Here is a 14,122-nt window from a genome sequence, read left to right on the forward strand (position 1 = left end):
CCTCCCCGGTGGAACGGGGACGAGATGGCAGGCAATATTCACAAACAGGCAGTGGTGGACCGCGGCGCGCGCATGCTCCGGACGGCGCTCGGGCCTGCCATCTCAACCTTTCTGCAAGATCCCTCCGTGGTCGAGGTCATGCTGAACCCGGACGGCCGGATCTGGGTGGATCGGCTGTCCGAAGGGCTGGCCGATACGGGGGAGGTGCTGTCGCCTGCCGATGGAGAACGCATCGTGCGGCTGGTGGCCCACCATGTTGGCGTCGAAGTCCATGCCCGCAGCCCGCGAGTATCGGCTGAACTGCCGGAAACAGGTGAGCGCTTCGAGGGTCTGCTGCCACCTGTCGTGGCCGCACCGGCCTTCGCGATCCGCAAACCCGCTGTCGCCGTCTTCACCCTGGATGACTATGTGGCCGCTGGCATCATGACCGCCGTTCATGCCGGAGCTCTTCGCCGCGCGGTCGCAGCCCGCGCCAATATCCTGGTGGCAGGCGGCACCTCGACCGGCAAGACCACTCTGACCAATGCTCTGCTTGCGGAGGTCGCGAAGACCCAGGACCGTGTGGTCATCATCGAGGATACGCGCGAGTTGCAATGCGCCGCGCCGAACCTCGTCGCCATGCGCACCAAAGACGGCGTTGCCTCTCTGTCCGAACTGGTTCGGGCCTCTCTGCGCCTGCGCCCGGATCGTATTCCCGTTGGCGAGGTAAGGGGAGCCGAGGCTCTCGACCTCCTCAAGGCCTGGGGCACCGGCCATCCCGGCGGGATCGGCACCATCCATGCGGGTTCTGGCATCGGCGCGCTGCGCCGCCTCGAACAACTCATCCAGGAAGCCGTTGTCACCGTGCCGCGTGCTCTGATCGCCGAGACCATCGACCTTGTGGTCGTTCTCTCCGGTCGCGGCTCTGCCCGCCGGCTTGCGGAGCTCGCCTCGGTCGAGGGTCTCGGCCCTGACGGCGACTACCGGATTTCCCCCGCCTTTTCCGATTCCGCCACCCCTCCCAATACAGGAGACTCTCAATGATCCGTCGTGCCTTCCGTATCCGCCAGCATGTCGCAACTGCGGCCACCTTCGCCTGGGCGAGCCTGATGACCTCCCCGGCCTTTGCCGCAGGGTCTTCCATGCCCTGGGAAGCCCCGTTGCAGTCGATCCTGCAATCTGTCGAAGGGCCGGTTGCCAAGATCGTGGCGGTGATCATCATCATCGTCACTGGCCTGACGCTGGCTTTTGGCGACACCGGCGGCGGCTTCCGGCGGCTGATCCAGATCGTCTTCGGTATCTCTATCGCCTTCGCTGCCAGTTCCTTCTTCCTCAGCTTCTTCAGTTTCGGTGGCGGGGCGCTGATCTGATGGGGGGCAGTTTCGAGGCCCTCGACGCGGTGCCGGGATTCAGCGTCCCGGTTCACCGCGCCCTGACCGAGCCGATTCTGCTCGGTGGCGCGCCGCGCTCTGTTGCCATCCTGAATGGCACGCTGGCCGGCGCGGTCGGCCTCGGCTTGCAGCTCTGGCTCCTCGGCATCCTGATCTGGGCAGTAGGCCATGTCGCAGCGGTCTGGGCTGCCAAGCGTGATCCGCTCTTCGTCGAGGTCGCACGTCGTCATCTGCGCATCCCCGGCCATCTCTCGGTGTGAGGCATTCGCCATGATGAATCTTGCAGAATACCGCCGCACCGCCTCCCGCCTTGCCGATTACCTGCCCTGGGTGGCGCTGGTCGGGCAGGGGGCTGTCCTCAACAAGGACGGATCATTCCAGAGGACCGCCAAGTTTCGTGGTCCCGATCTGGACTCTGCTGTCGCGGCCGAACTGGTCGCCGTGGCCGGGCGTTTGAACAATGCCTTCCGCCGCCTCGGGTCCGGCTGGGCCATTTTTGTGGAAGCACAGCGCTCAGAGGCCGCAACCTATCCGGCGAGCCGGTTTCCGGATCCAGCGTCCGCCCTAGTGGATGCCGAGCGGCGGGCAGATTTCGAGGAGGAAGGCAGTCACTTCGTCTCTGGCTATTTCCTGACATTCCTCTGGCTTCCGCCTGCCGAGGATGCCGCACGATCCGAATCCTGGCTCTATGAGGGGCGCGAGACCTCGGGTGTGAACCCCTGGGAACTGGTGCGCGGTTTCATCGACCGCACCGACAGGGTGCTGGCGCTGCTTGACGGCTTCATGCCGGAATGCCGTTGGCTCGATGACGCGGGCACGCTGACTTACCTTCATTCCACCATCTCGACCAACCGGCATCGTCTCCGGGTGCCGGAAACGCCGGTCTATCTCGATGCGCTGCTGGCCGATCAGCCGCTGACCGCTGGGCTGGAACCACGTCTGGGTAACCAGCACCTGCGGATCCTCACCATCACCGGGTTTCCGGGCACGACGACGCCCGGTCTGCTCGACGAGATGAACCGGCTGGCCTTTCCCTATCGCTGGTCCACCCGCGCCATCCTGATGGACAAGACCGACGCGACGAAGCTGCTGACGAAGATCCGCCGGCAATGGTTCGCCAAGCGCAAGTCCATCGCCGCGATCCTCAAGGAGGTGATGACCAACGAGCAATCCGCGCTGGTCGATACCGATGCGGCGAACAAGGCCGCCGATGCCGATATGGCCTTGCAGGAGCTCGGTGCAGATGTGGCGGGCATGGCCTATGTGACGGCCACCATCACGGTCTGGGATGACGATGCCCGGCGCGCCGACGAAAAGCTGCGGCTGGTCGAGAAGATCGTCCAGTCCCGCGACTTCAGCGTCATGGTGGAAACGGTCAATGCGGTTGATGCCTGGCTCGGCAGTCTGCCGGGGCACGCCTACGCCAACGTCCGGCAGCCGCCGGTTTCGACACTCAACCTTGCCCATATGGTGCCCTCCAGCGCCGTATGGGCCGGGCCGGAACGGGACGAACACTTCAACGGGCCTCCGCTTCTTTATGGCCGCACGGAAGGTTCGACCCCGTTCCGCTTCTCTCTCCATGTCGGAGATGTCGGCCATACGCTTGTTGTCGGCCCGACTGGGGCTGGGAAATCTGTGCTGCTGGCGCTGATGGCGCTCCAGTTCCGCCGCTACGCGCGCAGCCAGATCTTCGCCTTCGATTTCGGGGGCTCGATCCGCGCCTCGGCTCTTGCCATGGGTGGCGACTGGCACGATCTCGGCGGCGAGCTGACAGATGCGGCGGAAGCCTCGGTCTCGCTGCAACCGCTGGCCCGGATCGTTGATGTTGCAGAGCGCGCTTGGGCCGCTGACTGGATCGTCGCGATCCTGATGCGCGAAAACATCCAGATCACGCCTGAGGTGAAGGAGCATCTCTGGACGGCGCTGACCTCGCTGGCCTCTGCCCCGGTCGGGGAGCGCACCATCACCGGCCTTGCCGTCTTGCTGCAATCCAATGACCTGAAGCAGGCCCTACGCGCCTATTGCGTCGGCGGACCCTATGGCAGGCTGCTCGATGCTGAGGTCGAACATCTCGGCACTGCCGATGTTCAGGCCTTCGAGATCGAGGGGCTGGTCGGCACCGGCGCGGCACCAGCGGTCCTTTCCTATCTGTTCCACCGCATCGGCGACCGGCTTGATGGCCGGCCGACGCTCCTGATCATCGACGAGGGCTGGTTAGCGCTTGATGATGACGGCTTCGCGGGCCAACTCCGCGAGTGGCTGAAAACCCTCCGCAAAAAGAACGCCAGCGTTATCTTCGCCACGCAGAGCCTGTCCGATATCGACGGCAGCAATATCGCCCCGGCGATTATCGAGTCCTGCCCGACCCGGCTCCTGCTGCCCAATGAGCGCGCCATCGAGCCGCAGATCACCGCGATCTATCGCCGCTTCGGGTTGAACGACCGCCAGATCGAGATATTGGCGCGGGCGATACCCAAGCGGGACTACTACTGCCAGTCGCGCCGCGGCAACCGACTCTTCGATCTCGGCCTGTCCGAGGTCGGTCTCGCGCTATGCGCGGCCTCCTCCAAATCGGACCAGGCGATGATCGCCGAGATTCTCGCAGTTCACGGGCGCGATGGCTTTCTCGACGCCTGGCTGCGCGCGCGCGGCGTCGATTGGGCGGCCGATCTGATCCCGAACCTCACCAACCTCGCGGATGACCCCGAGGAGACCGCCCCCGTCACGATCCTGGATGACGGGTTCAACTTCACCCTGGACGAAGAGGAGATCACCCTATGACCCGCAACACGCGGCCGATCCTGCGCATGGCCAACGCAACCGCTCTCGCCCTGACGCTTGCCGCCCCGCTGGCACTCGCCCCGGTGTTCACGACGCCGGCGCATGCCTTCTTCGGGGGCTTTGGCCGGATCGTCTACGACCCGACCAACCATGCCGAGAACCTGCTGACTGCCGCGCGGACGCTGGAGCAGATCAACAATCAGATCACCTCGCTTCAGAACGAGGCGCAGATGCTGATCAATCAGGCCCGCAACCTCGCGAGCCTGCCCTACAACTCGCTTCAGGCGTTGCAGCAGAATGTGAGCCGCACCCAGCAGCTTCTCGGGCAGGCCCAGAACATCGCCTTCGACGTGCAGACCATCGACCAGATGTTCCAGCAGGACTACGGCAATCTGTCCCTGACCGCGACTGATACCCAGATGATCGCGGAGGCGCGCAGCCGCTGGGAAAACACCGTGGGCGGTTTGCAGGACGCGATGCGGGTGCAGGCCGGTGTTGTCGGCAATATCGACAGCAACCGTGCCGAGATGGCGGCGCTGGTCGGCGAAAGCCAGGGTGCTACCGGCGCGCTGCAGGCCACGCAGGCCGGGAACCAGCTGCTTGCGCTTCAATCGCAGCAGCTCTCGGATCTGATTGCGGTGATCTCGGCAAACGGCCGGGCGGAAGCCCTGATGGAAGCCGAGCGGGCGACCGCCGCCGAGCAGGGCCGAATCCAGCGCGAGCGCTTCCTGACGCCGGGTACGGGCTACCAGCCCGGCAACGCCCGCATGTTCAACTGACAGCGGGAGGGCAGGGCATGGAAGGGAAGGTGTTGGCCAGGATTGCAGCCGTGGTGTTCGTGGCCGTCGCGATCACCGCAGCAATCATAGAGATGACGCGCGAGGAAACCCCTGCGCCAGCACCTTCCGCCCCGGCGCTGCAAACACTCGCCGATCCGCTCCGGCTGGAGTTGCGGCGCTGCCAGGAGTTGGGCGAGGGGGCAGCCAATGATGAGGAGTGCCTGCGCGTCTGGGCCGAGAGCCGTGACCGCTTTCTGGGCCGGGCGCCCGCGCAGCCGGCACCTGCGCAGCCCAACCCTGACTCGGATGGGGGACACTGATCATGGGCGGCACCGGGGTCATCGACAGCTTTCTCGGCATCTTCACCAGCTATATCGACTCCGGCTTCGGCCTGCTGGGTGGCGAGGTCGCCTTCATCGCGACGACGCTGATCGTCATCGATGTGACGCTTGCGGCGCTGTTCTGGGCCTGGGGTGCCGATGACGACATCCTCGCGCGTCTGGTGAAGAAAACCATCTTCGTCGGCGTCTTTGCCTATATCATCTCCAACTGGAACAATCTCGCCCGGATCGTCTTCGAGAGCTTCGCAGGTCTCGGCCTCATGGCCTCCGGCACCGGATTTTCGGCAGCGGATCTCCTGCGTCCCGGCCGTGTTGCCCAGATCGGCCTCGATGCCGGGCGTCCGCTGCTTGACTCCATCTCGGACCTGATGGGCTGGATCGCGGTCTTCGAGAACCTCGTGCAGATCCTCTGCCTGTTCTTCGCATGGGCGCTGGTGATCCTCGCCTTCTTCATTCTCGCCGTGCAGCTCTTCGTCACCCTGATCGAGTTCAAGCTGACCACGCTGGCGGGCTTCGTGCTGATCCCCTTCGGCCTCTTTGGCAAGACCGCTTTCATGGCCGAGCGCGTGCTCGGCAATGTCGTCTCATCCGGCATCAAGGTGCTGGTGCTTGCTGTGATCATCGGCATCGGATCGACCTTGTTCGGCCAGTTCACCGCCGGCTTCGGCGGCGCGACCCCGACCATCGACGATGCCATGGCCATTGTGCTGGCGGCTCTCTCTCTCCTCGGCCTCGGCATCTTCGGTCCCGGCATCGCCTCCGGGCTCGTCTCCGGCGGTCCTCAACTCAGCGCGGGTGCGGCCGTCGGCACCGGCCTCGCGGTTGGCGGAGCGGCCGTTGCCGCAGGCGGCGCGACCATGCTGGCCGCGCGTGGCGGTGGTGCAGCCCTTTCCGGCGGTGCGGCCCTGGCGCGCGGCGGGGCCTCTGCCGCAGGCGCCGCGTCCTCTGCCTATACTCTGGGATCTATGGGCGCGTCCGGCGGTGCGGGCGTTGCCGCAGGTCTTGGCGGCGTTGCCCGTGCAGGCTCATCCGCTGCCGTATCACCCCTGAAGCGCGCCGCCTCACGCGCCGCCGAGAGTGTCAAATCCAGCTATGCGGAAGGGGTGCGGGGAGGGTTCGCCGCCACCGGCGGCACCACCTCGATGGGAGCTGTCGGTGGTGCCCCGTCCGCGCCCGATGCCACGGCTTCAGCCGATGGCCCGCCCGCCTGGGCACAGCGCATGCAGCGCAGCCGCGCCATGAGCCAAGGCGTAAGGGCCGCCGCCCATGCCGTCCGATGCGGTGACAGCCGTGGCGGCGGTTCCTCGATCAGCCTGTCCGAAAGTGATCACATATGAACATCTTCAAACGTCCCTCCAACCATTTCGGCAAGGTGCCGCAGCCCGAGACACCCTATCAAAAGGCCGCGCAGGTCTGGGATGAGCGGATCGGGTCGGCTCGTGTCCAGGCGAAGAATTGGCGCTACATGGCCTTCGGTTGCCTTATCCTCTCTGCGGGGTTTGCCGGTGCCCTTGTCTGGCAATCGGCGCGCGGGACCGTGGTGCCCTGGGTAGTGCAGGTTGATACTCTCGGGCAGGCCCAGACAGTCGCACCTGCCTCCGCCGACTATCGGCCGACCGATCCCCAGATCGCCTTCCATCTCGGCCGCTTCATCGAGCAGGTCCGCGCGATCCCGGCGGACGCCATCATCGTGCGTCAGAATTGGCTGCGCGCCTATGAGTTCACCACGGACCGGGGAGCGGCTGCGCTCAACGAATATGCCCGCACCAATGATCCCTTCGCCCGCGTTGGCCGGCAGCAGGTGGCGGTGGAAGTTTCCTCGGTCATCCGGGCCTCGCCAGACAGTTTCCGTGTCGCCTGGACCGAGCGGCATTATGAGAGCGGGCAATTGTCCACCACCGAGCGGTGGACCGCGATCCTGACCATTGTGATCCAGACCCCGCGGGATGCCGAGCGTCTGCGGGCCAATCCGCTCGGGATCTACGTCAACGCAGTTTCTTGGTCGCGGGAGATGAGCCAATGACCTCTGTAGTGTCCCGCAAAGCTGCAGTCTCTGCTTTCCGTAAACCTGCTGTTGCGGCCCTGCTGCTCTCCGCCTCCCTGTTGGCGGCATGTGCCACAAACCGGGTGCCGCAGTTCAGCTATGATGACGATGTGCCGCCGACGGCCTCGGTGCCGGCCGCTGTCGCCGACGCGAGACCGAGACCCCTGCATGTGCCGCCCGCCTGGACAGTGGCGCGCGGCGGCACCGCCGCCGGCACGCCGGATGGTCGGGTTGAGAACGCCAATGCCGCTGCCCGGGTCGAGCCGCGCCGGGAGGGTTATTACAATGCCATCCAGATCTACCCCTGGAGCGAAGGCGCTCTCTATCAGGTCTATGCCGCAGTCGGGCAGATCACCACGATTGCGCTGGAGCCGGGCGAGAGCCTGACCGGGGCAGGGCCGATCGCCGCTGGCGATACCGCCCGTTGGGTCATTGGTGATACCGAGAGTGGCAGTGGGGCAAACCGGCGGGTCCAGATCCTCGTCAAGCCGACACGGCCCGATATCTCCACCAACCTCGTCATCACCACCGACCGCCGCATCTATATGATCGAACTGCGCGCCCGGGAGGCGCTCTACATGCCTGCCGTGTCCTGGTCCTATCCCGCGCCGCCGCCGGGCCAGCGTCCGAGCGTACCTGCTGCTCCGGTCATTCCGGCCGAGTCTGCCCGCAACTATCGCTACGGCTTGCAGCTTCCGGGCGAGAGCCCGCCCTGGCGTCCGGTTGCCGTTTTCGACGATGGCCGCCGCGTCTATGTCGTCTTCCCGCGCGGGATCGTTCAGGGCGAGATGCCGCCGCTGTTTGTGCTGGGCAGTGATGGCGAACCGCAGATCGTCAACACCCGCGTCCATCAGAATGTGCTGATCGTAGACCGCCTGTTCGGCGCGGCCGAACTGCGTCTTGGCAGCGGCAATCGCCAGCAGGTCGTCAGGATCGTCCGCATCGAACCGACGCAGGCTGAGGCCGCGACATCTGCGCCAACGGCGGGAGGATCGCCGACATGACCGAGAAACTGGCCTCATCCATGCGGCTCCGTGCCGAAGCCCCCCGCGTCACCCGTCTGTCGCGCAAGATGCTGGCGGGCGTCGGTGCCGTTGCCTTGCTCGGCATCGGCGGCGCGCTGATCTACGCCCTTCAGACCCGTGATGCGGGGCAGGGCGGTGGGGAGCTCTATTCGACCGAAAATCGCCCGACAGCCGATGGTCTCGCTGGCCTGCCACGCGACTATACCGGCCCTGTTCTTGGGCCGGCATTACCCGGCGATCTCGGGCGACCGATCCTGGAGGCGCAGAGCCGGGGGCAGCCGGTTGTTCCTCCACCCATCACCACCCCGACAGTCGATCCCGAGGAACAGCGCCGTCTTGCCGAGGAAGAAGCCGCGCGGCTGAGCAATGTGCTCTTCCAGATCGGCCCGCGGGCTGGCGCCGCGACGGGACCCGGGGCGCTCGGGCTTGGAGGGCTCGACCTCGGCGGAGCTTCCGGGCCGCAGGATCGCGCGAGCGCCTTCCTCGGAGGCCCGGTGGATCGTCAGACTAATTCCCCGGATCGCGTCGCCCCGCCAGCATCGCCCTACATTCTTCAAGCCGGAGCCGTCATCCCGGCCGCGCTGATCACCGGCATCCGCTCGGATCTTCCTGGCCAGATCATCGCACAGGTCACGGAAAACGTCTATGACAGTCCCACCGGGGCGTTGCTTCTGATCCCGCAGGGCACGCGCATCATCGGGCAATATGATGACGATGTGACCTTCGGCCAGCGCCGGGTTCTGCTGGTCTGGAACCGTCTGATCCTCCCCGGTGGCCGGTCCATTGTTCTGGAGCGCCTGCCGGGCGCGGATGCCAGCGGTTATGCGGGCCTTGAGGATGGCGTTGACTACCATTGGTGGGGTCTGATGCGGGCGGCGGGTCTCTCCACGCTGCTCGCTGTGGGGGCTGAACTCGCTTCCAGCGAAGAGGACCGGCTGGTCCGGGCCATCCGCGATGGGGCGCAGGACACCATCAATCAGGCGGGCCAGCAGATCGTCCAGCGCCAGTTGCAGGTCGCGCCGACACTGACCATCCGGCCCGGTTTCCCGGTCAGGATTATTTTAACCCGGGATCTCGTGTTCGAACCGGCAGGAGGTTGACCATGACCAAGCTGAAACTCGGGCCGCTGTCTGACGACAAACCCGTCAAATTGACAGTGGAGCTGCCCGCGCAATTGTACCGAAGCCTTGTCGACTACGGGCGCCTTCTGGCCGAGCCCGGCAGCCCGCCGGTCGAACCACTACGTCTGATCATCCCGATGCTGGAGCGGTTCATTGCGACGGATCGAGGTTTTGCGAAGGCGCGGCGTTCCTGTCCTGCAATTAGGGAGCAGGTCTCACGGACATGACCTTCGCAAGGCTGAGCAGACGCCGGAATGCAGGGTTGTCGTTTTTGGCTGACCAAACAGCCGAGAAGGGAAGGATCTCGTCGAGGATCGGGCGGTAGGTCACACCCGGAAACCGCGCGACGGTCATCCCCTCACACACCAGCGTCAGCCCCCGCCCAAGCGCGACCAGTGGCAGAAGATTGTCCAGCCCGACTCCTTGCACATGGATTTCAGGACGTCCCCCGAACCCTGTCAGCTCTCGCACCAGGTGGGCGTGGACCTCCTCTCCCGGCGGGGCTTCGCTGACCATGAAGGTCTCGCCGGTCAGTTCGCACCAGGTAAGAGCGTCATGGTCAGCGAGCCGGTGGCTATCCGGCAGGGCCACAAATACACGCTCGTACCAAAGAGGCGCGCGCTCACAGTCAGTCCAGTCCCGTGTTCTGGCGAGGAAGGCGACATCGAGGCGCAACTGGCGGATGGCGGCCACATGCTCGTCGGCACTCCCGTAGATTAATTCGATCCGAACTTTTTGATGGCGCTCGCCATAGCTCTGCAGCAAGTCAGTGAGATAACCCGAAGCAATCGAGGAATAGATGCCGATCCTCACGCATCCGGTCTCGCCTCGACCCGCTGCTGAAACACCTTGGGCACCCTCACCAACCATCCTGATAGTCTTGCGAGCGGTACTGAGGAAGCGCTGACCGGCGAAGGTTTGGGATACCCCCCACGTATGCCGATGAAACAATGAGGCCCCGATCTGGTCTTCAAGCTTGGCTATACATCTGCTGATGGCCGACTGTGACAGTCCGAGCGCGGCACCCGCTTTGCGAAAGCTGCCATGCTCTGCGGCCGCAACGAAATGACGGAGATGGCGCAACTCGATTGATGTGTGCTGTGTGACCTCCTTCATTATGTGCTCCCTTCCTGCGAAGCAATGATTGCGATGTCTGCCTGTCGATATGCGGAGCCCAATTCTTTACTGCTGAATGGTGGCTAGGGCCTGAGAATCCTCTGCGTCGATTTCACTGGCACGCCAGCCTTCATGTTCAGGCATAGCTGTCCGGTTGAAATGGTTGGCAGTTCACCCCCATGTCAAAGCCAACCATCAAATTATCGATGCGAAGATCAGAGAAGCCGCACCTGTGTGCCGATCTCTACCAGGTCGAACAGCCGCTCAATATTCTCATTATAGATACCAACACAGCCATTCGAAGCCGGTCTGCCGATTTTCTCAACAAGATCGATGCCGTGGATTCGATAGTATTGCCAGCTCAGGTTCAGCGCCCGGGTTCCTAACGGATTGTCCGGACCTGGGCCAATGGATCGCGGCAGGGTTGGGTCGCGCTCGCGCATATTGGGCGTTGGAATCCAAGTTGGATTTCGACGCTTGAGGACTATCTCTGTGTAGCCGCGACGGGTGAGTTCCTCGCTCATGGGCACCGAAGAGGGGTGGACAAGATAGAGGCTCTCATCCTCGGACCAGTAGTGCAGCACGCGGGATTCGAGATCGCACAGGATCGCTCCCTTGCGCAGGTTTTGAAAGTGATCCTGCCAGCGCTGCGCCCGAAAACTCGCCGTATTGTGGCGGTTTGCTGCGGAGGGCGCAACCATGGTTACCTCCTGGGCGCGCAGGATTGAAGGCGCGGCCAGAGCCGTCGCTGCGGTCATGCCGAATGCCAAAACCCGGCGCCTGTTCGGGAGTTCGTTCATCTTGCTTCTCCTGCGCTCAGTTGGCGACTGTAAGGGTCCACCACAGCTTGTTGTTGGGCTCCTGGAACACCCCCATACCGATCCGACGTGCCATTGGATCCAGCAGGACAGCGCGTTGCGCCGGGCTTCCCATCCAGGTCGCGATAGCTTGTACTTCACTCTCATAGGTTTCTGAGACAAGTTCACCGAGGATCTCACCCACGAAACCGGCGCGTCGGGCGCGATCCATCGGAGAACTGCCATCTGCCCCGAAGTGCCAGGCTCGGCGCTGCTGTGCCATGGACCGCGAATGGCTATCAGCCGCCGCGACAAGCGCAGAATCCAATGTGACTGGAGCAAGGCCCCGTGCGGTGCGCGTGTTGTTGACGGTTGCTTCCGCCCGCGCCCTGATCTGCACGATGTTTTCCATCGTGACAGGATAGATCCCCTGTACGGAGGCCCCCGTCTCATCCAGGCGAGGCGGAGCCGATGGGTTGAGTTGAGCACAACCTGCAAGCGCCAGAGAAAGGCCGATACACAGCATCAGTTTGGAACCGGCGGACGCTGAACGGCCCGCAGGAGCGCCAAGCATGCCGATGGAAGGGTTCAGGATGGTTTCAGGCATTGTAATCCGTCTTCGTGAAGCGAGGCGGTTGTAATTCCTCTAGCTACTTGAGCTTCAATACCGGAAACGCCCATTCGGGCCGTATCTCACGGGAAGTTCAGAGATTGTGAAGATGGCCGGTGCAAGAACACTGCCCAGAACCGGCCTGATCTGGGCCAGGCTGGATACAGGAAGTCGAGACCGCGCAATCCTTCACGTCAGGATGCGGCGGATTTTCGGGACTGCGAATTGCCGATCCTCATGGAAGTCAATGATACCGGCAAAACTTCCGTCAGCACGGAACAGGAAGACGCCGGCAGTGTGATTCATGGTGTAATCACCATCCTCACGCTCGATGCGCTCATAGCGGATACGAAAGTCCGCCGCGGCCTGCGCAATCTGTGCGTCGCTTCCTGTCAGCCCGAGGATGCGTGGATCGAACATCGCTACATATTCAGCAAGAACTTCAGGCGTATCCCGCGCAGGATCAACCGAGATCAGCGCCACGGTGAGCTGTTCGGCGTCGTCACCCAATTCTTCGAGCCAGAGCGCGATATCCATCAATGTGGTCGGGCAGACGTCCGGGCACCAGGTAAAGCCGAAGAACACCATGGCCGGGCGCCCAAGCCAGTTCTGGGCGGTGACCAAACGACCCTGATGATCGGTTAGCCGCCAGCCCATCGCCTGAAACGGCAGGGGCAGCACCGGGTTAAGGCTTGAGGTCTCGTCTCCGCGGCTGCGCCAGGCACCAAGGGCCAGGGTGCCGGCCATTGCGGCCAGCACGCCGCCCGCGCCAAGAATCAGTTGGCGTCTGTCAGGCATTCCGCTCCCCTTGCAGTCATAGCGGTGACCGCAACATCGACAGTCACCTCTCCTGCCTTCTCGAAGGTCAGGACCATCGGATAGGTTTCACCCTGCGCGAGCGCCTGCGTCAGGTCCATCAGCATCCCATGATAGCCACCGGGGGCCAGCGCGACCGATCCGCCTGCCGGGACGGGTATCCGCATGGCGTGCGGCATGCTGGCAACCCCATCCGTTACCACCGTTTCATGCAGCATCGGCATCCGCGAGACCGGAGTGGCAATATCCAGCAATGCATCGTCTTCGTTGCCGGTATTCGAGATCGTCGCGTAGAATACGGCGGGCCGGTTCATACCGATGGTGGCACGCGACCAGGCTGCGCTCACGGTCAGATCGCCGGTTTGCCAGATGGGGCATTCGGCCAGGGCGGTCGAGGCGAGAAATACCAACGGCATGGCGAGAGCGGGAATGCGCATGGCTCAGAACCTTTCTTTCAGATCGCTCAGAATATCTTCGGCGGGAGTGCCATAGGCATATTGGCGCAACCATTGCCCGTCCGGCCCGATAAGGAAAAGACCCGGGCTGTGCGACATGGTGTAGCCATCGGGCGCGGCATCATCTTCTTCGCGTTCAAAATAGATGCGAAAGCTGCTGGCCGCAGCCGCTGTCGCCACTTGATCGCCGGCAAGCCCAAGAATGGCAGGATGAAAAGCCGCAGTGTAATCATCGATTCCCAGAGCGCGGTCGCGTTCGGGGTCGATGGATATGAAGATGGGCTGCACTTGACCGGCATCCGAGCCCAGATCCTCCATCACCTGCGCGACCTCTGACAGGGTTGTGGGGCAGACATCGGGGCAATTGGTGAAACCGAAGAACACCAGCAAATACCGGCCCCGGAACTCGGCGCTCCCGCGCTGTTGTCCTGCTTCGTCAGGCAAGGAGAAAACCGGTCGAAACTCGGTCTCGGTCAAGACAGCTGGCGCAGGTGGTTCCTGAAGCTTCCAGATGGAAAACGCAGCTGTTGCTGCAAGCGCAGCCGACCAAAGGACGATCTGGATTGTGCGAAGACGCATCCGGCACCCACTCAGGAAAGGCGAAGTAAAAGAATACCTGCGAACATGGCGACCAGGGCGAATGCCAACCCGAAGCCTGCAGCGTATTGCAAGATGTCCAGGAGCTTTCCTCCGCGCCTCCGGGCAACAAACGCCCCCCACCCGGCGCCAATCGCCAGTCCCATTGCAGCAATCACCCGATATCTTTCTGGTTGCGGCCGGTCAGGACCGGCATTTGTTCTCAAGGATGGGGCTCTACACCCTCAACCTGCTAGAGCTTCAAAGCAAAACCCCAGCTCTCACGCGAAT

At 63.6% G+C, this 14,122-nt stretch carries 17 protein-coding genes; 11 read left to right on the plus strand and 6 right to left on the minus strand.

What is annotated here, in order from left to right:
- Positions 1-72 precede the first annotated feature (72 nt).
- Genes trbB through P73_RS05060 form a run of 11 tightly spaced genes read left to right on the plus strand, consistent with a single transcriptional unit; the run spans position 73 to position 9,688 of the window.
- Positions 73-1,023, plus strand: coding sequence for a P-type conjugative transfer ATPase TrbB (gene trbB, locus P73_RS05010; RefSeq protein WP_437438360.1), 951 nt, complete (start codon positions 73-75; stop codon positions 1,021-1,023).
- Positions 1,020-1,349, plus strand: coding sequence for a TrbC/VirB2 family type IV secretion system protein (locus P73_RS05015; RefSeq protein WP_043868731.1), 330 nt, complete (start codon positions 1,020-1,022; stop codon positions 1,347-1,349). The genes trbB and P73_RS05015 overlap by 4 nt, the downstream gene beginning before the upstream one ends.
- Entirely contained in the window at positions 1,349-1,630 is a 282-nt protein-coding gene (locus tag P73_RS05020) for a VirB3 family type IV secretion system protein (protein WP_043868732.1), read from the plus strand. Before P73_RS05015 ends, P73_RS05020 begins: the two co-directional genes overlap by 1 nt.
- A 10-nt stretch (positions 1,631-1,640) precedes the next feature.
- Positions 1,641-4,151 carry a conjugal transfer protein TrbE gene (gene trbE / locus P73_RS05025; protein WP_043868733.1) on the plus strand — a complete coding sequence of 837 codons (2,511 nt, stop codon included), beginning with the start codon at positions 1,641-1,643 and terminating at the stop codon, positions 4,149-4,151.
- Positions 4,148-4,930, plus strand: a complete 783-nt coding sequence (gene trbJ, locus P73_RS05030) for a P-type conjugative transfer protein TrbJ (protein ID WP_043868734.1) — start codon at positions 4,148-4,150, stop codon at positions 4,928-4,930. Before trbE ends, trbJ begins: the two co-directional genes overlap by 4 nt.
- A 17-nt stretch (positions 4,931-4,947) precedes the next feature.
- Positions 4,948-5,250, plus strand: coding sequence for a putative entry exclusion protein TrbK-alt (gene trbK-alt / locus P73_RS05035; protein ID WP_043868735.1), 303 nt, complete (start codon positions 4,948-4,950; stop codon positions 5,248-5,250).
- 2 nt (positions 5,251-5,252) lie between these two features.
- Positions 5,253-6,608 carry a P-type conjugative transfer protein TrbL gene (gene trbL, locus P73_RS05040; RefSeq protein ID WP_043868736.1) on the plus strand — a complete coding sequence of 452 codons (1,356 nt, stop codon included), beginning with the start codon at positions 5,253-5,255 and terminating at the stop codon, positions 6,606-6,608.
- The gene (trbF, locus tag P73_RS05045; protein WP_043868737.1) at positions 6,605-7,294 is read left to right on the plus strand and encodes a conjugal transfer protein TrbF; all 690 of its coding nucleotides are present in this window, start codon (positions 6,605-6,607) and stop codon (positions 7,292-7,294) included. The genes trbL and trbF overlap by 4 nt, the downstream gene beginning before the upstream one ends.
- A complete protein-coding gene (gene trbG, locus P73_RS05050; protein WP_043868738.1) occupies positions 7,291-8,319 on the plus strand; it encodes a P-type conjugative transfer protein TrbG in 1,029 nt (342 codons plus the stop codon). The genes trbF and trbG overlap by 4 nt, the downstream gene beginning before the upstream one ends.
- Complete coding sequence (locus P73_RS05055; protein ID WP_043868739.1) at positions 8,316-9,440, plus strand: TraB/TrbI/VirB10 family type IV secretion system protein; 1,125 nt, start codon at positions 8,316-8,318, stop codon at positions 9,438-9,440. Before trbG ends, P73_RS05055 begins: the two co-directional genes overlap by 4 nt.
- A gap of 2 nt (positions 9,441-9,442) precedes the next feature.
- Positions 9,443-9,688 carry a DUF2274 domain-containing protein gene (locus P73_RS05060; protein ID WP_043868740.1) on the plus strand — a complete coding sequence of 82 codons (246 nt, stop codon included), beginning with the start codon at positions 9,443-9,445 and terminating at the stop codon, positions 9,686-9,688.
- Here P73_RS05060 and P73_RS05065 read toward each other — a convergent pair.
- The 6 genes from P73_RS05065 to P73_RS05090 form a co-directional block, all read right to left on the minus strand.
- Positions 9,663-10,577 carry a LysR family transcriptional regulator gene (locus P73_RS05065; protein WP_043868741.1) on the minus strand — a complete coding sequence of 305 codons (915 nt, stop codon included), beginning with the start codon at positions 10,575-10,577 and terminating at the stop codon, positions 9,663-9,665. The genes P73_RS05060 and P73_RS05065 overlap by 26 nt on opposite strands.
- 215 nt (positions 10,578-10,792) lie before the next feature.
- On the minus strand, positions 10,793-11,377 hold the full coding sequence (locus P73_RS05070; RefSeq protein ID WP_043868742.1) for a L,D-transpeptidase: 585 nt from the start codon (positions 11,375-11,377) through the stop codon (positions 10,793-10,795).
- A gap of 16 nt (positions 11,378-11,393) precedes the next feature.
- Positions 11,394-11,981, minus strand: a complete 588-nt coding sequence (locus P73_RS05075; RefSeq protein ID WP_082033122.1) for a CAP domain-containing protein — start codon at positions 11,979-11,981, stop codon at positions 11,394-11,396.
- A 192-nt stretch (positions 11,982-12,173) separates the two neighbouring features.
- Entirely contained in the window at positions 12,174-12,782 is a 609-nt protein-coding gene (locus P73_RS05080) for an SCO family protein (protein ID WP_043868743.1), read from the minus strand.
- Complete coding sequence (locus P73_RS05085; RefSeq protein WP_043868744.1) at positions 12,761-13,237, minus strand: copper chaperone PCu(A)C; 477 nt, start codon at positions 13,235-13,237, stop codon at positions 12,761-12,763. Before P73_RS05085 ends, P73_RS05080 begins: the two co-directional genes overlap by 22 nt.
- A 3-nt stretch (positions 13,238-13,240) precedes the next feature.
- Positions 13,241-13,834, minus strand: a complete 594-nt coding sequence (locus P73_RS05090) for an SCO family protein (RefSeq protein WP_043868745.1) — start codon at positions 13,832-13,834, stop codon at positions 13,241-13,243.
- Between the last annotated feature and the right edge of the window lie 288 nt (positions 13,835-14,122).

It is taken from the genome of Celeribacter indicus (genome assembly GCF_000819565.1).
Taxonomy (GTDB): Bacteria; Pseudomonadota; Alphaproteobacteria; order Rhodobacterales; family Rhodobacteraceae; genus Celeribacter; species Celeribacter indicus.

Excerpts from the sequence above, each read along its gene's own strand:
- trbK-alt (WP_043868735.1), top strand. The coding sequence starts at position 4,948 with ATGGAAGGGAAGGTGTTGGCCAGGATTGCAGCCGTGGTGTTCGTGGCC.
- P73_RS05020 (WP_043868732.1), top strand. The coding sequence starts at position 1,349 with ATGGGGGGCAGTTTCGAGGCCCTCGACGCGGTGCCGGGATTCAGCGTC.
- trbJ (WP_043868734.1), top strand. The coding sequence starts at position 4,148 with ATGACCCGCAACACGCGGCCGATCCTGCGCATGGCCAACGCAACCGCT.
- trbG (WP_043868738.1), top strand. The coding sequence starts at position 7,291 with ATGACCTCTGTAGTGTCCCGCAAAGCTGCAGTCTCTGCTTTCCGTAAA.
- P73_RS05075 (WP_082033122.1), bottom strand. The coding sequence starts at position 11,981 with ATGCCTGAAACCATCCTGAACCCTTCCATCGGCATGCTTGGCGCTCCT.
- trbE (WP_043868733.1), top strand. The coding sequence starts at position 1,641 with ATGATGAATCTTGCAGAATACCGCCGCACCGCCTCCCGCCTTGCCGAT.
- P73_RS05090 (WP_043868745.1), bottom strand. The coding sequence starts at position 13,834 with ATGCGTCTTCGCACAATCCAGATCGTCCTTTGGTCGGCTGCGCTTGCA.
- P73_RS05085 (WP_043868744.1), bottom strand. The coding sequence starts at position 13,237 with ATGCGCATTCCCGCTCTCGCCATGCCGTTGGTATTTCTCGCCTCGACC.
- trbF (WP_043868737.1), top strand. The coding sequence starts at position 6,605 with ATGAACATCTTCAAACGTCCCTCCAACCATTTCGGCAAGGTGCCGCAG.
- P73_RS05080 (WP_043868743.1), bottom strand. The coding sequence starts at position 12,782 with ATGCCTGACAGACGCCAACTGATTCTTGGCGCGGGCGGCGTGCTGGCC.
- trbB (WP_437438360.1), top strand. The coding sequence starts at position 73 with ATGCTCCGGACGGCGCTCGGGCCTGCCATCTCAACCTTTCTGCAAGAT.
- trbL (WP_043868736.1), top strand. The coding sequence starts at position 5,253 with ATGGGCGGCACCGGGGTCATCGACAGCTTTCTCGGCATCTTCACCAGC.
- P73_RS05015 (WP_043868731.1), top strand. The coding sequence starts at position 1,020 with ATGATCCGTCGTGCCTTCCGTATCCGCCAGCATGTCGCAACTGCGGCC.
- P73_RS05065 (WP_043868741.1), bottom strand. The coding sequence starts at position 10,577 with ATGAAGGAGGTCACACAGCACACATCAATCGAGTTGCGCCATCTCCGT.
- P73_RS05060 (WP_043868740.1), top strand. The coding sequence starts at position 9,443 with ATGACCAAGCTGAAACTCGGGCCGCTGTCTGACGACAAACCCGTCAAA.
- P73_RS05055 (WP_043868739.1), top strand. The coding sequence starts at position 8,316 with ATGACCGAGAAACTGGCCTCATCCATGCGGCTCCGTGCCGAAGCCCCC.
- P73_RS05070 (WP_043868742.1), bottom strand. The coding sequence starts at position 11,377 with ATGAACGAACTCCCGAACAGGCGCCGGGTTTTGGCATTCGGCATGACC.